Origin of the sequence: Zestosphaera sp. (assembly GCA_038843015.1) — an archaeon.
Taxonomy (GTDB): domain Archaea; phylum Thermoproteota; class Thermoprotei_A; order Sulfolobales; family NBVN01; genus Zestomicrobium.
On sequence record JAWBSH010000003.1, the window covers coordinates 92,650 to 116,793 of the forward strand.

Annotated in this window: 30 protein-coding genes and 1 tRNA gene; 22 read left to right on the forward strand and 9 right to left on the reverse strand. The window is 43.9% G+C overall.

Features of this window, described 5'->3' with window-relative positions; all coding sequences use genetic code 11:
- Positions 1-367 precede the first annotated feature (367 nt).
- The 3 genes from QXL29_03200 to QXL29_03210 form a co-directional block, all read right to left on the reverse strand.
- The gene (locus QXL29_03200) at positions 368-1,636 is read right to left on the reverse strand and encodes a VWA domain-containing protein (protein MEM2283600.1); all 1,269 of its coding nucleotides are present in this window, start codon (positions 1,634-1,636) and stop codon (positions 368-370) included.
- Positions 1,629-3,887: an AAA family ATPase gene (locus QXL29_03205; protein ID MEM2283601.1), complete on the reverse strand. Its 2,259-nt coding sequence runs from the start codon at positions 3,885-3,887 to the stop codon at positions 1,629-1,631. The genes QXL29_03200 and QXL29_03205 overlap by 8 nt, the downstream gene beginning before the upstream one ends.
- 86 nt (positions 3,888-3,973) lie before the next feature.
- Positions 3,974-4,354 carry a transcriptional regulator gene (locus tag QXL29_03210; GenBank protein ID MEM2283602.1) on the reverse strand — a complete coding sequence of 127 codons (381 nt, stop codon included), beginning with the start codon at positions 4,352-4,354 and terminating at the stop codon, positions 3,974-3,976.
- Between the two features lie 188 nt (positions 4,355-4,542).
- On the opposite strand from QXL29_03210, the gene QXL29_03215 reads away from it, so the two are divergent.
- The 6 genes from QXL29_03215 to QXL29_03240 all read left to right on the forward strand — a co-directional run bounded on the left by QXL29_03215 (position 4,543) and on the right by QXL29_03240 (position 7,680).
- On the forward strand, positions 4,543-5,484 hold the full coding sequence (locus tag QXL29_03215; protein ID MEM2283603.1) for an ABC transporter ATP-binding protein: 942 nt from the start codon (positions 4,543-4,545) through the stop codon (positions 5,482-5,484).
- Positions 5,481-6,734: an ABC transporter permease gene (locus QXL29_03220; protein MEM2283604.1), complete on the forward strand. Its 1,254-nt coding sequence runs from the start codon at positions 5,481-5,483 to the stop codon at positions 6,732-6,734. Before QXL29_03215 ends, QXL29_03220 begins: the two co-directional genes overlap by 4 nt.
- An 81-nt stretch (positions 6,735-6,815) precedes the next feature.
- Positions 6,816-7,022 carry a hypothetical protein gene (locus QXL29_03225; protein ID MEM2283605.1) on the forward strand — a complete coding sequence of 69 codons (207 nt, stop codon included), beginning with the start codon at positions 6,816-6,818 and terminating at the stop codon, positions 7,020-7,022.
- 105 nt (positions 7,023-7,127) lie between these two features.
- The gene (locus tag QXL29_03230; GenBank protein MEM2283606.1) at positions 7,128-7,313 is read left to right on the forward strand and encodes a hypothetical protein; all 186 of its coding nucleotides are present in this window, start codon (positions 7,128-7,130) and stop codon (positions 7,311-7,313) included.
- On the forward strand, positions 7,294-7,467 hold the full coding sequence (locus QXL29_03235; protein MEM2283607.1) for a hypothetical protein: 174 nt from the start codon (positions 7,294-7,296) through the stop codon (positions 7,465-7,467). Before QXL29_03230 ends, QXL29_03235 begins: the two co-directional genes overlap by 20 nt.
- A 36-nt stretch (positions 7,468-7,503) precedes the next feature.
- Positions 7,504-7,680, forward strand: coding sequence for a hypothetical protein (locus QXL29_03240; GenBank protein MEM2283608.1), 177 nt, complete (start codon positions 7,504-7,506; stop codon positions 7,678-7,680).
- 175 nt (positions 7,681-7,855) lie between these two features.
- Here QXL29_03240 and QXL29_03245 read toward each other — a convergent pair.
- The 3 genes from QXL29_03245 to QXL29_03255 all read right to left on the reverse strand — a co-directional run bounded on the left by QXL29_03245 (position 7,856) and on the right by QXL29_03255 (position 9,724).
- A tRNA-Pro gene (locus QXL29_03245) sits at positions 7,856-7,929 on the reverse strand.
- 81 nt (positions 7,930-8,010) lie between these two features.
- The gene (gene pyrD / locus QXL29_03250) at positions 8,011-8,934 is read right to left on the reverse strand and encodes a dihydroorotate dehydrogenase PyrD (GenBank protein MEM2283609.1); all 924 of its coding nucleotides are present in this window, start codon (positions 8,932-8,934) and stop codon (positions 8,011-8,013) included.
- Positions 8,921-9,724 (reverse strand): dihydroorotate dehydrogenase, encoded by an 804-nt coding sequence (locus QXL29_03255; protein ID MEM2283610.1) that lies wholly within the window; start codon positions 9,722-9,724, stop codon positions 8,921-8,923. Before QXL29_03255 ends, pyrD begins: the two co-directional genes overlap by 14 nt.
- A 139-nt stretch (positions 9,725-9,863) precedes the next feature.
- On the opposite strand from QXL29_03255, the gene QXL29_03260 reads away from it, so the two are divergent.
- The 15 genes from QXL29_03260 to QXL29_03330 all read left to right on the forward strand — a co-directional run bounded on the left by QXL29_03260 (position 9,864) and on the right by QXL29_03330 (position 20,994).
- Positions 9,864-10,361 carry a small multi-drug export protein gene (locus QXL29_03260; GenBank protein ID MEM2283611.1) on the forward strand — a complete coding sequence of 166 codons (498 nt, stop codon included), beginning with the start codon at positions 9,864-9,866 and terminating at the stop codon, positions 10,359-10,361.
- 76 nt (positions 10,362-10,437) lie between these two features.
- Positions 10,438-12,774 (forward strand): carbamoyltransferase HypF, encoded by a 2,337-nt coding sequence (hypF, locus tag QXL29_03265; protein MEM2283612.1) that lies wholly within the window; start codon positions 10,438-10,440, stop codon positions 12,772-12,774.
- Positions 12,775-12,847: 73 nt separating this feature from the next.
- On the forward strand, positions 12,848-13,291 hold the full coding sequence (nuoB, locus tag QXL29_03270; GenBank protein MEM2283613.1) for an NADH-quinone oxidoreductase subunit NuoB: 444 nt from the start codon (positions 12,848-12,850) through the stop codon (positions 13,289-13,291).
- A 34-nt stretch (positions 13,292-13,325) separates the two neighbouring features.
- Positions 13,326-13,718 carry an NADH-quinone oxidoreductase subunit C gene (locus tag QXL29_03275; GenBank protein MEM2283614.1) on the forward strand — a complete coding sequence of 131 codons (393 nt, stop codon included), beginning with the start codon at positions 13,326-13,328 and terminating at the stop codon, positions 13,716-13,718.
- A gap of 1 nt (position 13,719) precedes the next feature.
- Positions 13,720-14,910 carry a nickel-dependent hydrogenase large subunit gene (locus QXL29_03280; protein ID MEM2283615.1) on the forward strand — a complete coding sequence of 397 codons (1,191 nt, stop codon included), beginning with the start codon at positions 13,720-13,722 and terminating at the stop codon, positions 14,908-14,910.
- Positions 14,907-15,314, forward strand: a complete 408-nt coding sequence (locus tag QXL29_03285) for a 4Fe-4S binding protein (GenBank protein MEM2283616.1) — start codon at positions 14,907-14,909, stop codon at positions 15,312-15,314. Before QXL29_03280 ends, QXL29_03285 begins: the two co-directional genes overlap by 4 nt.
- On the forward strand, positions 15,311-15,592 hold the full coding sequence (locus QXL29_03290) for a monovalent cation/H+ antiporter complex subunit F (protein ID MEM2283617.1): 282 nt from the start codon (positions 15,311-15,313) through the stop codon (positions 15,590-15,592). Before QXL29_03285 ends, QXL29_03290 begins: the two co-directional genes overlap by 4 nt.
- Before the next feature lie 2 nt (positions 15,593-15,594).
- A complete protein-coding gene (gene mnhG / locus QXL29_03295) occupies positions 15,595-15,984 on the forward strand; it encodes a monovalent cation/H(+) antiporter subunit G (protein ID MEM2283618.1) in 390 nt (129 codons plus the stop codon).
- The gene (locus tag QXL29_03300) at positions 15,981-16,271 is read left to right on the forward strand and encodes a hydrogenase subunit MbhD domain-containing protein (GenBank protein MEM2283619.1); all 291 of its coding nucleotides are present in this window, start codon (positions 15,981-15,983) and stop codon (positions 16,269-16,271) included. The genes mnhG and QXL29_03300 overlap by 4 nt, the downstream gene beginning before the upstream one ends.
- Positions 16,268-17,101 (forward strand): Na(+)/H(+) antiporter subunit B, encoded by an 834-nt coding sequence (locus tag QXL29_03305; GenBank protein ID MEM2283620.1) that lies wholly within the window; start codon positions 16,268-16,270, stop codon positions 17,099-17,101. The genes QXL29_03300 and QXL29_03305 overlap by 4 nt, the downstream gene beginning before the upstream one ends.
- Positions 17,094-17,501, forward strand: coding sequence for a sodium:proton antiporter (locus tag QXL29_03310; GenBank protein MEM2283621.1), 408 nt, complete (start codon positions 17,094-17,096; stop codon positions 17,499-17,501). Before QXL29_03305 ends, QXL29_03310 begins: the two co-directional genes overlap by 8 nt.
- Positions 17,502-17,506: 5 nt before the next feature.
- Positions 17,507-18,013 (forward strand): Na+/H+ antiporter subunit E, encoded by a 507-nt coding sequence (locus tag QXL29_03315; protein ID MEM2283622.1) that lies wholly within the window; start codon positions 17,507-17,509, stop codon positions 18,011-18,013.
- An 11-nt stretch (positions 18,014-18,024) separates the two neighbouring features.
- On the forward strand, positions 18,025-19,623 hold the full coding sequence (locus QXL29_03320) for a proton-conducting transporter membrane subunit (GenBank protein ID MEM2283623.1): 1,599 nt from the start codon (positions 18,025-18,027) through the stop codon (positions 19,621-19,623).
- Between the two features lie 6 nt (positions 19,624-19,629).
- Positions 19,630-19,980: a hypothetical protein gene (locus QXL29_03325; protein ID MEM2283624.1), complete on the forward strand. Its 351-nt coding sequence runs from the start codon at positions 19,630-19,632 to the stop codon at positions 19,978-19,980.
- Positions 19,981-19,986: 6 nt separating this feature from the next.
- Positions 19,987-20,994 carry a complex I subunit 1 family protein gene (locus QXL29_03330; protein MEM2283625.1) on the forward strand — a complete coding sequence of 336 codons (1,008 nt, stop codon included), beginning with the start codon at positions 19,987-19,989 and terminating at the stop codon, positions 20,992-20,994.
- On the opposite strand, the gene QXL29_03335 is transcribed toward QXL29_03330, so the two are convergent.
- From QXL29_03335 to QXL29_03345, 3 genes are read right to left on the reverse strand one after another with little or no spacing between them, the layout of a single operon-like run.
- Positions 20,991-21,488 (reverse strand): hydrogenase maturation protease, encoded by a 498-nt coding sequence (locus QXL29_03335; protein ID MEM2283626.1) that lies wholly within the window; start codon positions 21,486-21,488, stop codon positions 20,991-20,993. The two genes, QXL29_03330 and QXL29_03335, sit on opposite strands and share 4 nt — an antisense overlap.
- Positions 21,469-21,792, reverse strand: coding sequence for a hypothetical protein (locus tag QXL29_03340; GenBank protein MEM2283627.1), 324 nt, complete (start codon positions 21,790-21,792; stop codon positions 21,469-21,471). Before QXL29_03340 ends, QXL29_03335 begins: the two co-directional genes overlap by 20 nt.
- Positions 21,793-21,811: 19 nt before the next feature.
- Positions 21,812-23,122 carry a transglutaminase family protein gene (locus QXL29_03345; protein ID MEM2283628.1) on the reverse strand — a complete coding sequence of 437 codons (1,311 nt, stop codon included), beginning with the start codon at positions 23,120-23,122 and terminating at the stop codon, positions 21,812-21,814.
- 72 nt (positions 23,123-23,194) lie between these two features.
- Here QXL29_03345 and QXL29_03350 point away from each other — a divergent pair, with 72 nt between their 5' ends.
- The gene (locus QXL29_03350; protein MEM2283629.1) at positions 23,195-24,124 is read left to right on the forward strand and encodes an AIR synthase related protein; all 930 of its coding nucleotides are present in this window, start codon (positions 23,195-23,197) and stop codon (positions 24,122-24,124) included.
- The last annotated feature ends 20 nt before the right edge of the window (positions 24,125-24,144 follow it).

Below are 24,144 nucleotides of genomic sequence, written 5' to 3' on the forward strand. Positions count from 1 at the left end.
TTCTATCTTTAGGGTAGCTTGAAGTATCTCTCATCATCATGAAAAAATCCTACAAAACCTTTATGAACCTAACACACTAAAACAGTTGCGAACCCTTTCATCATAGGTCTTGTCATCATCCTCCACTCGTTCGGGGCAACCCACGGCTCGCCCTCATAGATTTCATCGGGTTCATTACTGTGGGGAAACCCCCACATCCTGGCTTTAGACGCCCCACCTACTCAAGTCTTCACTACTTACCCATACTGTAGGCAGACTCAATCAAGCCTCCACGAAACCCAAAACAGACACACGAGGTGTTGCTTACAACCCGAAAGCCTTGTCCTTTTAGGGCGGGGAGGAGGTCAGGTTAACCGGAATAAGTAGTTTAGCCTTCAACTATCTTCAGTATAGTGTCTTTGTCTAATGTGCTTACTGTCAGGTACCTCTCGCTCAGCATCTTTAAGTCTTTGTTGTCTCCTTGTATCATGACTGAAAATAGTCTAGCGTTTGCTTGCTTTAGTTTTCTTCTTAGGGTTGTCACAGATAGGGTGTCTTCACCGTCTGTTATGACTACTATATCGGAGTCTCTCTTTATTAAGCCACTACAGATTATGTCGTCGCAGGCAGTAGTTATAGCCTTAGTTATGTCTGTTCCTCCGCCACTCTTAACCCTGGCTAAATTTCTTATGAGATTCAAGAACTCAGAAAAGCTTGCTTTCCTAGAAATTCTTATTAAATCGTGTGGAGCTCCATCAAAAAACCTTAAGTAAAACTCACGTACCTCTCTCCTAGACTTTATGAGTAAAGCTATAGCTGTTGCTTTAGCCCACTCTATCTTCTCTCCCTCCATACTGCCAGACTTATCCGTAAGTAGGTAGAGAGGACCCAAGGACTTACTGATCTTCTTGTCGTAGAGCAAGAGCTTAGACTCGGCATAACTTAATAAGAGGTACTTACGAGGAAGTGCCAGCTGCGCGGGGACTAGTCTCTCCAAGTCACTACCTAAGTCATAACCGTTAAATTCGCCTCTATTGAATTTCTCATATTTTTTCCTAGTTTTCTTGACGACGTCGGGCACTAGTGAAAGAACCTCTAGAATTTTGCTGACGTCAGTCATTCTAGCAAGCCTTAAAACCTTCTCAGCATCCTCTTCTAAATCAAACTCGCTCCCAACACCTGGCTGAATCCCTGTCGTGTAGAGGCGCTCAAGCTTCTTCATAGTCTCGACTTCTCGCGTCACGCTCTTTAAAGATTCTCTCAGCACAGACTTCAGAATCTCGTTTTGAGATCCTCTTAACTCCTTCACATCAATTAGTTCTTTCTTATCTTCAAGTAATTCGATAAAGTACTGGAGTATAGCGATTGTCGTGAGTGTAGATATGAAAGAGTCTAGTATTGTATGTTTCTTAATTTCCAGCAACTCTCTAGACTCGTTCAAAGCCTTGACTAGACTGTAGTGTAAGTTGCTTGCCTCAGGACTCTCGCTTACTAAGGCGTGAGGCAAGTAGAGAGTATAGAAGAAGTCTGTAGCTAGTTCAGTAGTAATAAATTCTTTTTTCAGTCCTAGCTTGGATGAGAGCTTGATTATTTTCTCTCCCCTGTACCTAATTACTGGGTCTTCATAATCAACTCCTAGCAGAAAACCTCTACTCAACTCGACCGACCTTCCTGCTGACGATCTCCACGATGCTATCTATTAGGTGTAGCACGTCTTCCCCCAGTCTAAGAACTTGAGAATCCTGTGATTCTCTAATAATGTTGATTACCTTAGCTTTAGTTATTTCCAGCTCTCTCTCAATATTCTCGAACTTAGCTGCAACGAAGGAACTCTCTATGTTCTCTAGGGACTTCACATATTGAAGTAGTTCCCTTAAGTTAGCTCTTATCTCACTCAATTCTCTCACGTACTTGAAGGGAGTCTTCAGTTCTTCAGCCAAGACTGCACTGACCTTCTCTATATCTTCCCAGTCTCTCACGGCCACGTACTTGATCGAGAGTAAATCTTCTTCTACTGCATAAGTCCTGCCGTTCAGTATAGCGTTAGCTGCTACAATCTTTAGAGACTTGCCTTTACGTCTATCAGTTAAGTGAATGCCCCTACTCTCTAGAGCGGCTAGAAGCCTCAGCAACTTACTCTCAACGCCGCTTAAGTCTACATCAAACAATCTCTCGTTAATCTTCTTGATTTCTCCTATACTGAGTAGTCTGCCGCCGTCCCCGCTCTTAAGACTTAACGAAGCCTGTCTCTCTAGCTCCCAAGAAGCCCTCAGCAGATTTCTCCATAAGTCTTCTTGAACGGGTCTCACGAAATGTCTTAGTAGGAACCTGTCATAAACAGACTGAATCTCAGGGTCTTCAGGCACCTCGTTGCTGGCGCCAAAAAGAGTCCATAAATCTACTCTCAGTTCCGTGAATCCGTCGTAGAGTATCCTTTCTTGAAGAAGTGTATTGAGAGCGTTCAAGATGGCTGAGTTAGCCTTGAATATCTCGTCTAAGAAAGCTATCTGAGCGTCAGGCAACTTACCTGAAGTCAACCTAACGTACCTACCTTCTTCAAGTGCCCTAATGTCTAGGGGTCCGAAAAGCTCTGAAGGCTCTGTGTACCTAGTCAGCAAGTATTTGAAGAACTTGGCGTTAAGTAGTTCAGCAGCCCTCCTAACCAAAGCTGATTTAGCTGTATTATGAGATAACAAACCATTAGTGAAGAACGCGTGAGTTCCGGGCACGTGGAAATCATAGACCCTCACCAACTCCTCAACACGTCTCACAAACTTGACGACGTCCCAATCGAGACTACTCTGGAGACCCTCACTTAACTCAACAGGCTTAATTAATGAGATAAGCCTGCGCTTCTTACTTTCTGACATAAAGCCTACCTTAGTTAAGAACATTCTTAAATCTCTCCAACCCTCTACTATAAGTTCGTAAGAATCACAAGTGCTTAAGTTATCTTTACAGTCGAGAATAGTTGATGAAATACCACTACGTAACAGCAACAACTGAATTCCTTCTAAGAATAATCTACTCCTGCTTCTCAAGACTAGGCGAGGAACCTCCCCACCCACCACTAAATCAGCACTCTCAAAAACTCCTCTCAAGAAAGCTTCAGACACGCTATTAGGCGATAAAAGTATGAGTCTAGGCACACGCCCGTTCACGGAATCAACAAGTAACTCAAAGAACCTGATTAAGCGTGTAGATGTGCACTCAATCATTAACTTACTCGCTGAATCAACTGAGCAAGTCTCCGGGCCTAAGACCCCCTCAAGCAAGTCTGTTAATTTATGGAGTAAATCGACTCCGTTACTCCCTCTTTCTAAGCCTATTGACTCGCTACTCAAGAAGCGACCGCGAGTATAGAAAATCCCTAATAATTCGGCAGTCTTTTCATCTAACACTCTACTCACTCTAAGACCATACTTCATGATAAGATGTTCCACGCCGGGTATAGGCACGTAGCTAGGAGGAGAAGACAGCTTATTTAGAATCCTCACTTCATCGCCTTTCTTAAGGTCTCTTAGCTCAACCCAGCCTCGCCTAGTCATTACTGGGTGGTTAATAGTCCCTCTTATTCTGAAGCCTCTCTCAGTAATTATTTCGTAAGTCTCCCACACGTCATACACGTGGAGCTCAGTAGCTCTGCCGGAAGGGAAGACCGAAAGACTTGTCGTGTAGATTCCGGGAGCTAAGTTCTTAGCTACGTCTTCTATGTAGGAAAGTCTCCCATCATCAGAAGATATTATAGTGTCTCCCGTGACGCAGCCAGGCTCTCCAATGAGGATTGCGTGTTCTCCCGTAAGTAGAGCGAGAACAACTACTCTAGACTCCTCATCTCTACCTACGAAAGGCCTCCTCAACTCCTCCTCAAACTTCTGAACCTTAGTAACTACCTCATCTACCCTCAAGGTTTCAGCATCTCCTATACTAAACTACAGCACAACACCGAATAAATTAATGTGAGCCCTGCCAGAGGTTCGGCTTTTAGAGGACCTCATGACCTAGCGGTGAGTTCTCTTTCAGCACACTTACATATCTCGTAATTTAAGGACTTAATAATTTGATCTGCTAAACCCTCTTTTCTCAATACGATACAGAAATCGCAGGCTAGACCTCCAGAATTAGCTCCTTTTATAGCCAGCTCTCTAGCTTTCTGATCTATTATGTCTTTAATTCTCGGTATGTTAGCCAGCTTCTCTAACATCTTCGGCTTTCTTCTTTTATTCACCACGTAATTAACGAGTGGTTGAGAAATACCTAGCATGCGCGACACCTCTAGCTGAGTCAAGCCATAATCTCGTACTAGCTTCTCAGCTAAGTAGAGCCTGAGTGAAGGCAACACATCTCTAACATAGACCTCACAGTAAGACCTCATCCAATCACCAATAACTTAATTATTATTAAGACTTATATATCTTAAGTAGGCAGGCGCAACTCCATAATTATACTTGAGAGTGCTGTTCACTAAATCAAATCTGCCCTTCAAACACCACAACCCTCTTAACGTTCTAAGCTCTAAAAGTATATTTAAGACAATATTCAACGCTAGATTTAGGATGTTTAATGAGGGTAGCTGTTAAAGTAAGCGAACTTACGAAGAGATTTAGTAACAATATTGCAGTAAATAGAGTTAGTTTTGACGTTAAGTTTGGCGAGGCTTACGGACTTCTCGGACCGAATGGTGCCGGGAAGTCAACTCTACTTTCAATGATTATTGGTGTGATCGAGCCTGACGAGGGAACTGTTGAGATACTAGGCGGTGAAGTGAAAAATCCAGAGATTAGATCTAAAATTAATTACTGTCCTCAGGACCCAGCTCTATATGATAATCTAACTGGTTTAGAGAATCTAATGTTTTATTCTGGGTTATATGGAATAACAGGGAAGAAAGCGCTTGAGAGAGCTAAAAGACTAATAAAGAGGGTAGGATTAGAAGGATATGCGAATAAGCCGGTAAAAACTTATTCCGGCGGGATGAAGAAGAGGCTGAATCTCGCCGCCGCATTAATAAATGAACCGAGCATCCTCATATTGGATGAGCCTACAACAGGTATGGATCCGCGGGTGAGGAGAGAGGTCTGGCAATTACTAAATGAAATTAAGGGTTCAGATAGAGCGATAATATTCTCAACGCATTACATGGATGAGGCTGAGGTCCTGTCTGATAAGGTGGCTATTATGGATTCCGGTAAGATAATAGTTGAGGGAAGAACTGAAGATTTAAAGAAGCGCTATGCTCCTAAGCCTGTGATAAGCATTGAACTCCTTAACTCAAGTGACCAGCATAAGGCTAGAAAAGTACTAGACAGATATCTTGAACCAGGAGATATTGTAGTGACTGACTCTTCTATAAGAGTATATCATGAGGATCCAGATACTCTTCTACCTCAAATATCTCTTGACCTCTTCAAGATCGGAGTTAGAATAGTTTCTGTAAGGATTGTTAAGCCGACGCTTGAAGACGTTTTCCTAAGGTTAACTGGTAGGAGGATTGAGGAGAATTGAAGACTAGCGTAATTAAAGCGCTTATAGTGAAGGATTTAAAGGAGACTTTTAGAGATAAGAATGCTGTCTTCTGGATGATTGCTTGGCCGCTAATATGGCTAGTTTTAACAGCCTACATTCTTATTCCTCCTGGATTAGACCAGCCTAAGAGTATGAGTCTCGGACTAATTAATTACGATGTATCCTCAAGTTTTCCAGTGAATGGCTCGGTTCTTGTCAGAGCTTTGGAGGAGGCCCAATATAAGGGTGTAAAACTCTTTAATGTGAAAATCTATGAAGACAGAGCCTCTCTAATTGAGGATATTAAGAAGGGAAGAATCGATGCAGGCATTATAATACCGGAGAATTTTGGTGAGAACCTGACTTTAGGACAGGCCGCTTTAGAGGTTTATGTTGGCGCGAAGAGTGTGCAGTCTGCCCAAATTAACCGCTACATGCTAGAGAAGTTCATAGAAGAATTTAGCAAGGTTGCTTCTGAGGAGAAGATTACTTGGATGATGAAATTTATTCCAGAGGAATATGTTCCCTTAGATATCGTTGAGAGATTTTTGAGGGGGCTAGCGAAACCAATAAACGCGACATTCATTGAGGTTTTACCTGAAGCATTAATTTCCAGAGAGGCTTGGATTGGCTGGTATACTATCGGAGCCATAGGAATGACTATGCTTTACAGCGGATTAAATATAGGCTCGACAGCACTACTAGAAGAAAAACAGAAAGGTTGTCTACGCAAGATACTAGCGTCACCAACCACGCCATCTGAATTAATACTTGGAAAGATCTTGTCTGGCATTTTATCCCTCTCGGTCATATCAGTTGTTATAATCGTTTTCGGCGTGTTTGTCTGTAGAGCAAAAATTTACTGGAACCCGCTCCGCGTAGAACATTGGGTAGTGCCAGCAATGTTTTTAGTTCTGGCCTCATTATCTCTTGGGATGGGCTCTATACTATCATTGGGGGTAAGGAGCGTTAGAGGAGCTTCAAGTCTAAGCGTGTCTCTAGGTTTAATACTAGCTTTTCTGACAGGTATATGGTTTCCAAGAGAGTGGTTTCCAGAATGGATGCGCGTATTAGCATATTACAGTCCGGCGACATGGGCTGTAGACGTCATAAGATACGTGATTGTTTTTGAGGCTGAACCTGCGGAAGTTGCTCATTATATTATTGGAGCTACCCTAACAACACTTGTAGTACTATTTATTGGTATAGTAATTTATGAGAAAACGCTGAGAAAATATCTCGAAAGATAACTAAAAGCACGTAACGTAAGACTACTTTAATCATTAAGTTTAAGCTAAAAGATGAAGTCCTAGGGTTTGGGTTTCATGTTGATGTTTGTTGGAACCTTCGTGATGTATTTCATGAGTCCTCAATTCTTAATCTTTGGGAAAGCTGTCGTTGGCTTCTCTTACGCTACGGCTTTCCTAACTTACCAGAGAGCAACTTCGCTCAGATATAGTAGTAAGATGCAGGGTAAGTTGACGTCATACGCGTTATTAGTAGGAAACTTAAGCGCAATGATTGCTACTTACCCTTAAGACTTACCTTAAACTCTATCGGACTAAAAACTTTCTTAGAAGTTATGATGATCGTGACACTAGTTATTAGAGCGCTTCTTTTATTCAGTCACTAAAGATATTGGTTTGAACGCGCGTGACGGCAAACTAATAGAAACTTTAAGTCACTTCAGGCACTTAATAAGAGACCCACATATGTGGGGGACTCAGCGCAGCATCTATAGCAACTTATGGAGTTACGCTAGCTTATCAATGTGCTTGGGGTCAGAAGCTACTGAGAGAGTCGTTTGGGTTGAGTTTAGAGGTAAGTAGTCAGTACTTGATGATTCTCGCATTAGCGTTCACACTCACGTCACCTGTGGCGGGTTTCTTAAGTGATAACGTATTAGTTCGCAGGAAGCCGGTAATAATTTTAGCTACGCTGACTTCTACAGTTTCGTGGGTATTAATGCTCTACGCTACTTAAGCGTCTAGTAGCGAGGCTTTACGCGCTTCGCTAGTTTTGTTAGGTGTTGCTTCAGGACTCCACATAGTAGCACTTCCTATGGCTAAAGAAGGCTATGACGCAAAATACTCCGCAACCTCGGTAGCTTTGTTTAACGTGATACTCTTCTCGACAACAGCAGTAATCCAGACTATATCAACTCTGTTAGACCCGCGTTGCTCAATAAGAATATAATGTAATAATAGCAGTAGCCAGCGCAACGCTAGTAACTATGTTTGCACGTGAGACGCTGAAGAGAGAGTAGTTATCGGGACTAAGCATGGATACTTAATGAGAAGAGTTTATGGTAGTTAAGTATGGAATCTCTACTTGTGCTAGGCCTAAGCTAGTTGCTTCCCCAGCTACTCAGTGGGGCCGCGGGGATTTGAACCCCGGACCACGGGGACCCGAACCCCGCATTCTACCAAGCTAAACTACGGCCCCGAACAATAAGAAGGTTAGGGAATATAAAAACTAAAACATAGCGTGGGTTAGGGGAAGAGTTCTCACGTTACTTAGGTAGAGTTATTTTTTGTGGGCTAGACCTACAAGGTCTGCAATTCTTGTGTAACCTAACTCACTAACCCATTCTCTTAACCCCTTCAAAACTGAATCTATTATTTCTTTAGGTTTTGTTGAGAGTGCTGAGCCTATTTGAAGTGCTTTAGCTCCAGCTAGTATGAACTCTGCGGCTGAGACCCAGTCTACTATTCCGCCAACCCCTACGATGTCTGGCTCGTATTCTTTATAGACGTCGTAGACTACCTTGACAGCTACTGGATGTATCGGGGGACCTGACATTCCTCCGAAGACGTTACTGAGTACAGGTTTTGCTGAGTATACGTCTATTACCATCGCCTTGATGGTGTTGATTAGAGTTAATGCCCTAGCACCTCCCTCAAGCGCCTTACCGGACGACTTAACGTAGTTGTCGCTCAGACCTAGCTTAGCTATTACTGGAACACTACTTAAGGAGCTTACAGCTTTAACGACTTCGTAAACATTTGTCGGGTCACTCCCGATATCGAGTCCGTAACCCTTCGTGTGAGGGCATCCGAGGTTCAACTCAAGCATGTCCGCGCCTGAATCAAGAGCTACTGTAGAGACTTTAATGAATTCCTCTAGACTTGAGCCGCCGACACTGACTATAGTCACTAGATTTAACTCCTTGCCTTTCTTCACTACCTGAGGTAGTAACTCGATACCTGGGTTAGCTAAGCCCACTGCATTTATGTATCCGCAGTTCTTCAGCTTAAGTATTATTGGCGGCCCATAGCCTCCTCTCGGTTTCTCAGTAAATGTCTTAGTTACTACGGCTGCTAAGCCGTAGCTGGCTAACCTAACTATGTGTTCTGGAGTAGCTCCTAGAATACCGCTAGCGTTCATTAGGACGTGCTTAAGCCTCACTCCAGCTAAGGTAGTGCTTAAGTCTACATTATGACTTGAGATACTGCATCACCTCCTCGCACTTAAATGCTGGTCCGTCAACACACAGTAGTTTATCAGTGTTGGGGAGGACGCAAGACCCGCAGAGTCCTAAACCACACTTAACGATAGTTTCTAAGACTACGTAGGTATTGAGCCCGGAAGTAACCTCACATAAAGACTTAAGCATCCCCTTAGGTCCGACGCCTATGATTAAGTCATACTTATACTTATTAACTAGTTCTCTGGCCAGCTCTGATGCCAGCCCGCAATAACCGACACTACAGTCTTCAGTAGCTATGTGTATATACTCAACACCGCTCATTATGGAGCCTAGGTTGAAGAGCTCACTCCTCTTCTTAACCCCCCAGACAACCTCGAACCTACAACCCCTAGAAGCTAAGTATTTAGTTATGTACGGCGTTGGCGCGACACCCGAGCCGCCCACGACGAGGAGAGTTGAGAATCCTTCAACTATGTTTAGAGGCTTGCCTAGAGGACCTTTAAGACCTAGGTAAGACCCCGGACCAAGTCTGGACAGGGCGTTAGTGCCAGCACCCTTAACTTCATAAATGAATGTTATGGTCTCCCCGTCGTAGTCAGCTACACTCAACGGTATTTCGTCAACGCCTGGCACCCAAACCATGAAGAATTGAGGCGGTTCAGGAGTCTTCAAACTATGGAGAGGCTTAATCTTAATCATCCGGAACCTATTACTCAAGACATTATTTAGATAGACTCTAGCAGGCGTTACTGAGTGTATATGTTCGTGCTGACCCTCATCACCTGAACGCGGAGACCAGACCCTACTCACTGAACCCGCTAATATATCGTATATAACGCTTTATAAGCTCAGTAGAGTTATGAGAGAACGCGATTCTCTCCCCACGTAAGCAATACAATATTTTTAGGTCTGCTTGAGGTATTCATGTCTTGAGAGATGTGGTGAGGCGATGACTTTATCTATTACTAACATCTTCTTGGTCATCTTGAGCGCACTGGCTCCTGTATCAGAAGTTAGGGGGGCTATACCCTTAGCGTACGCCATCTCTCAAGACAGTAGTGTTAGGTGGTTGCTGATCATCTTGGCTGTTTTATGTAACTCTTTAATTCCTTTTGTAGCTCTAGAGATTCTTCGGTTTCTAGAAAACTCATTACTGAATTCTAGTAATAGATTAGTGAAGATAGTTGCTCGCTTATACTCTCGTTTAGTGTGTAAGGCTAGGAGAGAGGGTCTTAAATACTTAGGTAAGTGGGGTTATTTAGGTCTAACAGCATTTGTTGCGGTGCCTTTACCAGTAACGGGAGCTTGGACTGCCTCACTAATTACTCATGTGTTTGGCTTGGATAAGTTGAGAGCGTCACTAGCTATAGTAGTTGGGGTGTTGATAGCTTCTGTCATAGTAGTGTTAGCTATGGAGGGGGTTATAGCCTTAATAAACTTGTTATAGGGTCTCCTAAAGAATTAAAACATTATAAGAATAACTCAGTTAATTAGCTGAGTAAAGTCATGTTCAGTGGGGAGAGATGCCTGTACTGAGGTTAGTGATTGAGGGTATTGTTCAAGGAGTTGGCTTCAGACCCTTCCTTCATAGATTAGGACTGAGGCTAGGCGTGAAAGGTTATTTAAGGAACGTCGGTGGTTCAGAAGTTGAGGTTGTTGTTGAGGGGGATTACGAGACTCTCGCGAGCTTCGTTAAGAAACTAATGAGTGATAAGCCCCCTACAGCGCGTGTTGAGGGCATAGATATTGAGGTCTTGAACGACACAGGTGGCTTCAGAGACTTCACTATACTGAGTAGTGATGTCAAAGCTATAAAGAGGTCTATGATACCCCCGGACTTCGCCATATGTGATGACTGCTTGAGAGAAGTTCTAGACCCTAGTAGTAGGAGGTATAGATACGCGTTTAATTCGTGTGCTTGGTGTGGACCTAGGTTCACGATGATGTATAGAGTACCGTACGATAGAGAAAACACTTCTATGAGCAAGTATAGGTTGTGCGACGAGTGTTCTAGAGAATACAGCAATGTCGAGGATTTGAGGAGGTACCACGCACAAGGCATAAGTTGCCCTGCAGACGGTCCTAGACTCTGGCTAACAGACAATACGGGGGTCTTAATCGAGACTAGAGACCCTATTAAAGAGGCGTCTAAGCTTATTGAAGAAGGTTTTATAGTTGCTGTGAAAGGGATTGGGGGGTACCACGTAGCCTCTCTAGCTACGGATGACGACGTAGTTCTTAAGCTAAGGACAAGGAAGGAGAGACCTACTAAACCTTTCGCTATCATGGGTCTAGACACGCAAGTCTTGAGAGAGATAGTGATAGTTGATGAGAAAGCTGAAGAATTACTTAAGTCGCCTGAGAGACCCATAGTTTTGCTCCCTAAAAAGCAAGACTCACGAGTTTCTAAGCACGTCTCGCCGAACATGGACGTTGAGGGCGTATTCATAGCTTATACAGCGCTACACTACCTACTACTACTTGACACACGCGACAAATTCCTCATAATGACTAGCGGCAACCCTAAAGGACAACCTATGTGTGTTAGTGAGGAATGCGTCTACGGCAAACTCAATAAAATAGTTGATTACGTGTTAACACACGATAGAGAAATAGTTAACAGAGCAGATGACTCAGTAGTGAGATTCACTAACGGGAAGCCAGTACTGCTCAGGAGAGGTAGGGGGTATGCTCCCACCTGGATTAAGATAGGGCGCAAACTACCTAAGAATGTGATCGCTTTCGGGGCTGAGCTACAGTCTGCTGGCGCTGTAGGTTTTGAGGATAAGGTGGTATTAACCCAGTATATAGGTGATGCTGACGACCTTGATACTCTCGAGGATCTCTCGAAATACCTAAAGTTCATCATAAGTAATTACAGGATAGACGTAAGCAAATCTATCGTTGTTATAGATAAGCACCCGCACTATAACTCGAGTCGCTTAGGGAGGTTCTACGCGCTAGACCAGGGGCTTGAGTTGCTTGAGGTGCAGCATCATTACGCTCATGCTCTAGCTACTATGGCTGACCAGAAAATACTTGGGAGACCTACCATAGCTATAGTGGTGGATGGCGTGGGTTATGGCGATGACGGAGCTATCTGGGGTGGTGAAGTCTTGACTATAAGTGAGGACCTAAGCTACAATAGAGTAGGTTTTCTCTCATACATGCCCTTCGCGGGCGACGAATCTACATACAGGCCAGCTAGGTATCTGGTCTCCAGCCTCCTCACTTTCATGAGTCCCGAAGAGGTTAAAGATGTAGCTCTAAAGCTAGGTTTTGAAAAAGGACTGAAAGATCTTGAGGAGATAGATATCTTGTACACTCTAGTTAAGCACGGCAAATATGTGAAGTCCTCGTCTACTGGAAGGTTTCTAGACGCTATCTCCGCATTACTGGGGGTATGCTACGCGAGAACGTACGAGGGTGAGCCTGCCATAACGTTAGAAGCTTTCTCACGCGGTGGCGAGGTAGTTAACGACTTAATCGAAGACTTTAAAGTCTCGTATTCTGATGGAGCCTACGTGATTGATTTGAAGGCATTTCTAAGTAAGGCTGTTGAGACTCTAACTAATACTGACTTGAGGACGCGCGTGAAAGCCGATATAGGAGTTACTAGTCAGTACGGGTTAGGAGCTGCTTTAGGAAGGATAGTAGTTAAGGTGATAGACAGCGGGTATTTCAAGCCTGACTTCATCGTCTTAGGTGGTGGTGCTGCAGTGAATGATTTCTTAGTGAGTGGAATTAGAGATTCTCTTAAAGAGCTTGAGATACCTATACTAACGCCTGATAGAGTCCCTCTCAATGATGGTGGGGTACCTCTAGGTCAAGTAGCTTCTGTATTATCAACTCAAAAATAATCATAATGAGTCCCCAAATATTTTTAAGCCAATCCATGCTTATGAGTCTGGGATTAAGGAAGGTGTTGAATAGATGGAGAGAGTCAAGATAATCAAGTACTCACCTTGGCTAGTGCACTTCAACACCGGTGCATGCAACGGTTGCGATATTGAGGTTCTCGCGTCTATAACGCCACACTACGACCCTGAGAGATTCGGGGTTAGGCTTGCTCCTTCCGTGAGACACGGCGACGTGCTGATTGTCACAGGGGTTGTGACAAAAAAAGCTGCTGAAAGGCTTAAGAGACTCTATGAGCAAATGCCTGAACCCAAGTTTGTTGTAGCCGTAGGTGCTTGCGCTCTTAGCGGTGGTGTTTTTCACGGTTCTTACCCGGTCGTGGGCGGGGCTGATAAGGTAGTTAAGGTTGACGTCTACGTGCCTGGATGTCCGCCTAGACCAGAAGCCATACTTGAAGGCATCATTAAGTTACTCAAGAAGTTAGAGGGAGGTGATGGCGACGGGCCTAAGCCCAGTTGATCTACTCAAGGAATATATGGTTAAGTCTTATACTATGAAACCTAATAGGACAGTTGTTGAGATAGAGGCGAGCAAGCTTAGAGAAGTATTTACTAAGCTGGTTGAGGCCCTAGGTAGAGAAGCTTTATATCTTGCCACTATAGAAGGCACGGACTTCCCTGAGAAGAACCTCATACGAATTGATTACTTCATTAACGTGTTTAAGCATGACACGTACTTAGTGCTCCGTGCTTACCTGCCTAGAGAGAATCCAGTCATACCGTCAGTGATTGACCTAATTCCAGGCGCTCTCGCAGGCGAGCTAGAGACTCACGACCTCTTAGGAATACTATTTGAGGGGAACAGCTACTTAAGAAGGTCTTTCTTCGTCCCGGAAGACTTATCATCTAAAGGCGTCTATCCATTAAGGAAAGACTCAGGTGTTTAAGATGGAAGCCACACACCTCATCGAGATACCAGTAACTGTTGAGATACCTGTAGGTCCTCAACACCCAGCACTACATGAGCCCCTGTTATTGAAGCTCTACGCAGACGGAGAGAGAATAATTAAAGTTGACGTCATGACTGGTTATAATCATAGGGGTGTGGAGAAGCTAGCCGAGAAGAACTCTTTTTATAGAGACATATTTATTGTTGGGCGTGTCTGCGGTATATGCAACACAGTTCACGCTAATTGCTACGTTAGAGCACTTGAGTACATACTCGGCGTAGACCCGCCACCTAGAGCTAAGTACTTAAGAGTTCTTGCGATGGAGCTAGAGAGAATACATAGTCATATGCTCATACTAGCTGTGACGGCAGAGCTAGCCGGATACGAGACTTTATTCATGTATTTGATGAGAGATAGAGAATACATCATGAAATCTAAGGAAATACTGACTGGACAGAGAGTAATGGCTGATTACATGATGGTTGGCGGAGTTAGGAGAGACTTAGACGAGGTGAAGGCCTCCAGAATATTAGACATGGTTAAGAGAGTCGAGGAGAGAATAAGGTATTATCATAGGGTTTTTCAAGAAGACGTGACAATAAACAGGAGGTTAAGAGATGCTGGTAGGATAAAACACGCAGATGCTTTAGCTCACTCCTTAGTAGGACCTGTAGCTAGGGGTTCTGGCGTTAAAACAGATGTGAGAGTTCAAGACAAGTACGACGCATACGGCGATATACCGTTTAATGTCATTACAGAAGACTATGGCGACAGCTACGCGAGAGCTATGGTGAGGTTCGGGGAGCTCTACGAGTCTATAAACATGGTGAAGTATATCTTGACGCACTTACCTCAAGGCAATCCAGTACCTGATGAGAAGAGATTACCCAGGAGATTCCCAGTTGACGAGTCTTACGCGGTTGTTGAAGCTCCTAGAGGCGAGTTAACATATTATGTCAGCAGTTCTGGTAGTGATAAGCCTTATAGAGTCAAGATAAGAACTCCCTCACTAAACAACATAGTTAACTCCGCTTTTGCTTACGTTGATCAGATGATAGCTGACGTGCCGATTATTTTGGGGAGTTTTGATCCGTGCGTATCTTGTATGGAGAGAGCAGTAATAACAGATTTGAGGAGGGGCCTTAAGTATCGAGTACCTCTGAAAGCTTTAGGAGGTGTTAAGAAGTGAAGCCAGCTCTAATTAAAGAAGTTATTAAGGGGATCTTCGCTAAGCCAGCGACTATACAGTATCCTAAAGAACGAACTTCTATAGAGCCAGACTTTAGAGGGAGGCAATACGCAGATCTGAAGAAGTGTATTGGATGCTCTCTATGTGCTGTGGAATGTCCTGCGAACGCCATAACTATGGTTAAAGTCCCGGATGAATACGTAGTACCTAAGACTAACGCTAGGAAGATATACCCGGTAGTCAATTACTTCAGGTGTGTTTTCTGTTATAGATGTGTTACTGTCTGCCCTACAAGTGCGTATTTAATCACTAACGAGTACAGACTTGCGTCTTCAGCGCCTATAGATTCTAGTGAACTTTCTTTATCAACCACTACTAAGGTTAAGGCTGGTGATGTTCAGTGAATTCTGAGCTGTATTTACTAGTGGTCTTTTGGGCGTTACCTGTCTACTTGACAGCGTTTACACTATATTCTGTGAGAGCCGTTAAGGGACCCACAATACCTGATAGCGTGTTAGCTATAGACGCCATGAGTTACGACTTAGCTGCTTTCATAACTATCTTAAGCATACTCTTCCGCTCCCCTATTTTGATAGCCGTAGCTATTGTCTTGGCTTTATGGGTATTTGCTCTAGATATTTACGTAGCTAAATATCTCGAGTCTAGAGAGATGGGTGAATGACTATGATAGAGGAAGTCATTAACGAAATATTAATGTTCATGGGAACTTTGATGATAGTAGTAGGAGCTATAGCAGACCTTATAGGGTCTATAGGTCTACTAAGATTCCCTAACTTCTTCGTGAGGTTACATGCCGCTACTGTAGGGACTATATGGGGTGCTTTCGTCCCACTAATAGGAGCTGCTTTATTTGCGGCCGGTTACGTCGAGTTAGGAACGTACAGGTGGTTCGTTGCGGGAGGAGCTGTAGTGACTGCTCTACTGATACTACTCTTAGGTCCTGTAGGCTCTCACGCGTTAGCCAGAGCCTCCTACAGGTCTAAAGCAGCAATTCCTCATCCACTAATTCACGACGCTCTGAAAGAGAAGTTGGGAGAAGGTGAGAAGAAATGATAAATTTAAACACGCTAACTTACTTGTTTATGGCTATAGCAGGAGTCATATCACTTATCGCAACATACTTAGCCGTCTTGGAAAGCGACTTAATTAAAGCGGTAGTTTTCTCCGCGTTACAGAGCACCGTGTATGCTATACTATTCTACTTACTAATGGCTCCTGATATAGCGTTAGTTTACATACCAGTAGCTGTAGGCTTGTATCCTGCAGTAGTTCTTTTCCTAATAAAGAAGACTGAAAAAACTGAGAGCGAGTCAGGAGAAGTAGGGGGTGACGGCAGATGAGAATTAAGAAAATCTTAGTACTGGGTAGCTTAATAATACTAGTTCTCACAATCTCTCTAGCATTCAATAGTGGTGCTCTAGGTTACTATCCGCTCCCACTACCTGGAGTCAGGTTGTTAGCTTCCTGGTATCTCTACACTACATTAAACCCGCAGTACCCCGTGTTCACGGCTATGAGTCCTGAAGCAGTCACCGCTATAGTCTGGGATTATAGAGGTCTTGACACGTTATTTGAAACAGCTGTTTTCTTTCTAGCTATAGTAGGCGCGCTAGCTCTAATGAGAGGCATATCACTTAAGGTTGTCTTAGACAGTAAAAACGATAATAGTGACGGCGGGTTAAGCTTGATATGCAAGACCGCAACTAAAATACTGGTACCGTTAATAATCGCGGTAAGTGCTTCTATAGCACTTCATGGTCACCTAACACCCGGTGGGGGCTTCCAAGGAGGTTCTGCTGCGGCAGTGGCCCCCCTCCTAATCCTTGTGATTTTCTCAGTATACTTCTTACTCAGCAAAGGCGTTTCAGAGAAGCCCATGCTTGTGCTAAGGACTGTAGGTCTTTTAGGGATATACTTTACAGCCCTAGCGGCCGTCTTCATAGGACTATTCACGGGGCTCAACGCTTATGTCTTCCAGAACCAGCCTAAATTCAACGCGCCAGTAGGACTGCCTGCTCAAATCTCAGGCGCGTTAATAAGTGGTTCATTATTCTTCTTCAACGTTTTTGAGTATTTGGCTGTAGCAGGCGGGTTCACTTTAGTCTTCATATTGCTTTCTGTGCCTGAAGAGATAGTTAAGAGTTTTGTTAGTGGTGAGACGCATGGTTGAAGCAAATACTTTCTTGTTTAATGTCTTCTTATTTAGCCTATTCTTCAATGTAGGCATATCACTATATGGTGTCTTTGTAAGACCCAGTCTAATAAAGAAGATAATTGCGTTGACAATATTCTCAGACACTGCTAACGTCTTAGCGATAGCTGTAGGTTATAGGGGGTGGCCATCACCAGAGCAGCCGCCGATACCTCCAGTCTTAATTGGGGTTGAGCCCTCGAGCGAAGACCTAGGACGGTTCATTAATCAAGCTGTAGACCCGCTGCCTCAGGCGCTAGTTTTAACGGCTATAGTTATAGGTCTTGCTGTCACGCTTTTCTTAGTATTTCTCACACTACAAGTCTACAGACTCTACGGGACGACAGACGTTAGGAAAGTAGCTAAGTTGAGGGGGTGACTAGAGTGAGGTTTGTAGGCAAGGTTCTAGGTGTTTTCTTCTTGGTCTTTATAGTTTACGTGGTGTTTTCCGGGTCCGTATCAACATACGACTTAATCACTGGAGCTATAGTAGCTTTAGCAACCTCACTAATAACTGCTAACCTAGTCATAAGCAACCCCAGCAAATTAATTCAGATAGAGAGGCTTGGCTGGCTCCTCATCTACTCTGTGAGGTACTTCTTCGTAGACGAGGTTAGAGCACACCTAGACGTGATGAGGAGAATACTACACCCTAAAATGCCTATAAATCCAGGGATAGTTAAGGTCCCATACGAGGTCACAAGCGATTACGCTATGCTGACTATAGCTAACTCAATAACTAACACTCCCGGCACTGTGGTAGTTGACGTGTCTCCTGAAGAAAGGGCTTTCTACGTCCACTGGATAAACGCTGTCACGACAGAACCTGCTGAGGTGAGGAAGATAGTCTCAAAAGTTTTTGAGAGTTTCGCTAAAAGAATTTTTGATTGAGGTGATATATAGTGTACTACTTAAGTATAGGTGTGTTAGTTCCTTCACTCATAGGTCTCGCATTTGTGTTGCCTTTGCTAGGAATGTTCGTAAAGAATATTAAGTTTTTCCACGTGTACGCGTCTGCCGCCTCACTATACGCGTTGATAGTAGCTATATACAACTTTAACGTAGTTGTTAGGGAAGGAGTTAAGGCCTACCCATTCGGTGGTTGGTGGCCTCCGATAGGTATATCGTATGAGGTAGACGAAGTAAACTCTCTCATAGCTTTACTAACGGCTTCAGTCATGTTCCTCATAACGTTGTATAGTACGTGGTATATTAGGGATTTAAAGGACGCACCGTACTACTACACTCTACTCTTAGGTCTTGAGGTAGGGATGCTTGGCTGTATTTATACGGGTGATGCCTTCAACTTATTCGTCATGCTTGAGGTAATGTCTATCAGCGCTTACGCTCTAGTAGGTTTCTACAGGAATAAGCCGGAGGCTATTGAAGCTGCTATAAAATACGGGTTGTTCGGGGCTGTGGCTACGACCCTCTACTTTATAGGGTTAGTTTTTATTTACGCCTCCTTCGGGACACTCAATATGGCTGACTTAACGAATAAAGCAACTCTATTCTGGGCTCACAACTTAATTTCAGGTCCTTACTACGGTCAAGTATACGCCGCTACCGCGGTAGCTCTAGCCCTGTCGTTATGGGCCTTCACATTCAAATCAGCTGTATTCCCTAATCACTTCTGGCTTCCCGACGCACACCCCGAAGCCCCGACCCCCGTCTCAGCAGCGTTGTCAGGTCTTGTAGTAAATGTTGGTGTGTATGCCATCTTCAGATTCTTCTACACTATATTCAACCCGTTCTCCGTGTTGAGTGACCTGAGAGACTTAATGCTCTTGATAACACTCGTTCTAGGAATTGCCTCAGGACTAATAGGAGCTTTCATGATGGCAGTACAAGATGATATTAAGAGGTTGCTTGCGTACTCGACGATAAGCCATATCGGCTTAATTTTAGTGGGTCTCTCCATAGGTTCTTCTCTCTTATCTAGGCCGGGCTCGCAAGCCTTCGTGGACGGGCTCACAGGAGCTTTCTACCACTTAATAAATCATAGCATAGGTAAGTCTCTGCTCTTCCTCGCGTCAGGCGTGATAATCTACATGGCTGGAGGAACTAGAAAGCTTGATGAGCTGGGTGGGGTTGCTAGGAAAAACCCTGTGTTAGGTGTTGTGTTGGTAGTGGGTGTCCTTCAGTTACTGGGTATTCCGCCATTCGGAGGATTCTTTAGTAAGTATCTGCTCTATGCCTCTTATCTTGAAGCAGGAGCTCCCTACATCTCAGTAATCATCAACATAGTCTCCGCAGTTTCGCTCTTAGGGTATGTTAGGCTACTCTACGCAGCGTTCTTCACGATACCTAGGAGAGAGTTCGTGAAGACGAGTATGTTTCCCTCAATAATACTTCTAGTACTGAGTGTAGCGTGTTTGATGACGGGATTATTATCGCCTACGATTAGCGACTGGCTACGCAGGTTCGTAGAGGCAACGACTTCGAAAGAAGGAATACTTAACTACTGGCTACAAGGATACTTAGTTTTTTGGGGTAGGTGAGCAGAGATGACTTCACTTAATCTAGATCCCTGGACAGCTACTCTATTCTTGAGTAGCGTGTTAGTGCTCTCTTCACTCGTAATGTACTTAATTTACGTCTCGCTGTCTAGGAAGACAATACAGACAAGCTCAGAATACTCAGAGCCTTACATAGGTGGGGAATCTGTGACTGCCATAAGGTCTGTTGATGTCTCAGTGCGTAACCTCTTCTGGGGTATAGTGAGGGGTGCTGGCCGCAGATTATACACGTTCTTAAGAGACCAGATGCATAATGGGGTATTAAATGATTGGGGTGTGTATATGGTTACGTACATAGGCTTGCTAGTATTAGTTGCCCTCATATACTTCACGAGGTGATTTAAGGTGAATGAACTAGTACTTATTTTATTAACGGTCTTCAGCGCGCTAGTGTTTCCGGGTCTCTTAACACTCTGGATCGCTTCAATGCTTAGTGAGTGGTGGGTGAGAAAGTTATTCGCTAGAACTCAGAGGAGAATGGGGCCCTCGTACGTAGGCCCTCTCGGAATACTGCAGCCTTTCGCAGACTTCCTCAAGCTACTCCTAGTAAAGACAGAACCTAACTACAAGTATGGTAGTGTTAGGCTTGCAAGAGTCTTTGGCTGTATAGGACTTGGGGCTTTGACGGCCTCACTATTCTTACTACCTATATCACCAGTAAGAATAGCATTCAACTACGACGTGATACTCTTCATATACTTCCTTGGTGTCTGGGTAGCTGTTTCAGAACTACTCATGTTCACTTCGTTAACAAACCCCTTCACGATTAAGGGAGTATCGAGATTCTCATCTATTTTGGTCGTAGCAGAGCCCGCGTTCTTTACCGCGACTATAGTTCCTGTTTATTTAGTGAGTCTTGTCATGAAGAAAGAGCCTGTCTTCTCTATCAGCACGACAGCCGAGACTGTATGGGGTTTGTGGACCAACCCGCTTACGGCGATACCTATGCTCCTAGCAACTATAGCATCTTTAATCTCTATCCAGTCTAAGCTAATGTTCTCGCCATTCAATATACCGGAAGCTGAGCAAGAGTTAATAGCTGGAGTGGAAACAGAGTTTAGCGGTCCTCTCTTAGCGCTCTTTAACTTCCTTCACGACGCAGACCTCTACGTCCTTTCGCTAGTAGTTACGTTCTTGTTCTTAGGAGGTCCGCACCCCTTCAGTAACAACTTAGTCTTAGGCGTCTTAACTATCATCCTGAAGTACTTGATAGTCCTCACCACCATAACTGTTCTTAAATCTTCTTTCGGTAGGTTCAGGATAGAACAAGGAATATCCACGATAATCAAATACGCGTTTATTCCCGCACTCATAGCCCTAATTCTTTCGATAGTTGTAGCTAGCTTCACCTAAATACTACACGTGCTTAAGGTCTTGATGATTAAGTCAGTTAAGAAGCTTATAGTATCCTGCACTTCTGGGCTGATTCCCTCACCTAAGTCAAGGTTTCTCGCTACCACGCCTAAAACTCGTACGTCCTTAAACAACTCCTCTCTTCTTAGCAACTCTATGACGAGTCTGATAGGTAGTGAGTGCGTTGTTACTAGAGCCACTGTGTCGTCAATCGAGTCTAGGCTTGCTATGAAGTACTTAGGAGTTCCTTCTCTTTCTCCCAAAACTATTGCCGCGTCAATGATTAGAGCGTTTTTCACAGAACGCTCTTGGATGACTGACATGCAGTTCTCTAGGCCAAATTCACACATAATAACTCTGTCTCTAGGGAAACCACGAGCTACTAAGAACTCACACAGTCTTAAGCCGGCAGCATCATCACTTCTTAACTCAGTGCCTACACAGACGAAGTAGTAGTCGCCACACACTATGTCTTTAAGGATGTCTCTGCTCAACACGCTCACCAAACGAGCCTGACTCAGGTTCTTGCTCTTTAGCTGAGATATTACTAGCGCAGTGTATGCACATACGAATCCCGGGTTCTAGCTCTACCGAGCACGTCCTGCAAATAGGTCTGCCGCACAAGATACATGAAGTTACTGAGAGTCTGGCTTTACATACTCTACACATTAAATCCGTGCAGACGGCGCAAACACCGTCTTCACTTAAATGTTTCTCGCATACGCGCCTGCCACATATCCTACATTTTCTGATGGCAGGTCTTTCCTCACACACCTCACATAGAATTGACTTACTCACTGCTTAATCACCTTCTAGATCAAGGTCTAGTCTTCAGGACAACCAATAATAGCAGTACTATCGTGGCGGTGAGAACCAAAGCAATTACTAGGAAGACCTCAGGGAACTCAAGAGATATTGTCTTAGTTGTTTCTTCATTGTATGTGCTGGCAGGCTGCGTTGCGGTCGGATATGTTGTGGTTGATGTGGTGGGAGTAGTAGTTTCAGTATTTGTTTCTTGAGGCTTCTCACTAAGCATTCTCTCTAGTCTCCCTATTAAATCATCATTTATTAAATCCCTAACTAAGTCTTCTGGTAGCTTGCTAGACTCATGCATTTCTATTAACTCGAGATACCTAAATGAGGTGTAGAATTTCTCAACTTCCTCTAGGTCTTCGTTAGTTACGCTAGAGTACGTTGACTCCCCAGTTATGAGTGTTGGGTGATATAAGCGTGCCCACGCAAGAAAATCTACTGAAACCCACCCAACTGTAGGCACGTAAATAACTACGTACGCGTGAGGTCCTGCGTTAATAAACCTGGTGAGAGAGCCGTAAACATCTGTTAGGTAGTCAAACTTCAGGTAAACGTAGCCGTACTGTATCTTTGCTGGGACGCCGTAATACCAGAGCAAGCTAAGGAGGATCCTAGATTTATCATCACAATCACCTTCTCTTTTTTCTAGAACATCATCTAAGGACCTGGGCACGGGACTCGCGTTGTATTTTATGAGGTAATCCCCATATATGTAGTTGGCTGCCCAGACAGCTAAGTAAGTTTTAGATACTTTACTTAAGTTAAGGTTTGAAGGGAGCTTGCTATGCATCCACTCCTCAAAGAGAGGGACAACAACTTTAATTACCTTCTCGTTAGGTTGTAACACATACTTCTCCACAATCTCTGCAGGATACGGATAATCATAAAGAGTTATATCTCCCAGATACAGGGCCCGCGACACAATGCTTAACTCCTTACGTGACTCACGAATTAATGTGACGTTTAGTATTACATAGCCTTGCGTGTTATTACTTATCAGTATTTTAAAAACTGTATTATTTCCGGAAGAATTAACTACAACGTCTCCGCCAATCTTGAAGACTTGCACTACCTGAGTATAGTGTGGTTCAGTGTAGTTTATAGGTATTTCGAAATACCCTTCAGAAACATTGTTTGCGTACGTGATCGCGGCTACGTCCACGTACACGAAATTATAAACTTCATAACTGGGGGTCTCCTGAGCGTAGCTGACGGCCGGAGTAGTGTGTGGGGATGTCAAGGAAGAAAGTATGAGAACTAGGGAGAAGGTGAGTAAAAAATACGCCTTAACTCTCTCATTAAGACTTCTGAGCACTAGATTAGTCACCTTATTTACATAACATATCTCTTTTAATTCTTATAAACTCTCTCTATTTGGGCGTAATTAATGAGTGTTAGTAGGTTTAGTGAGCGGGAGTTAATTGAAGTCATTGCTAACATACTTGGTGAGTATTATACTAAGATACCTTTCGGTTACTTAGATGACGCAGGAGCTTTAAGAATTTTGGGCAAGTGGTTTTTCCTTAAGATAGATGGCACGTCATTCAAGACATCGAGGTATCCTTGGATGGGGTTTGACGACTTAGCATATAGAGTAGCTCTAGGCGCTGCTATTGACGTGATAGCTAAGGGAGGTACTCCGATAGCTCTCGCAGCTTCCGTAGGTCTCTCGAAAGACATGAACTTGGAGGACGTTAAGGGGGTGGCTCGCGGACTGCGCGACTCGTGCCAAGCACTCAGAACGCTATTCCTGGGAGGCGACCTAAACACTTCTGAAGAGGGCTGGCTAGATGTCGCCGTACTTGGAATTTCAAGAACCCCGATAAGCAATAAAGGGCTGAAACCAGGATATAAGGTGTACTCAACGAAGTGCTTAGGTGTTTCTTCTATCCCTGCACTAACGCATTACGAGAGAGTACTAGATGATGAAGTCCTTAAGAAATTCCTTAAAGTTCTGAGAAGACCCGACCCACCGTTAAAGTTTCTGAAAGACCTTGATAAGGTGAAAGCAGCTACGGACGTTAGTGACGGCTTAGAATCGTTAAGGAGTGTTTTAAGAATGAATGACGTGGCTATGAAGTTACGTTTTGAGGGTGTGTGTAGGGAAATACTAGACATCTCGGAGCAGTACTCTATAGACTTAAGTAGTGTTTTACGTTACATGGGGGAGGAGTACTCTATAGTTGTTTTCACGGACCTTAATATGCCTGAAGACTATATCCTCATAGGAGAAGTTATTGAGGGTTCTCCAGGCCGCATATACTTAGGAGAGCAAGAGCTACACGGTGGCTGGGATAACCTTAGGGGCTGGCTCTAGAGACCTTAATCATCGTAAAA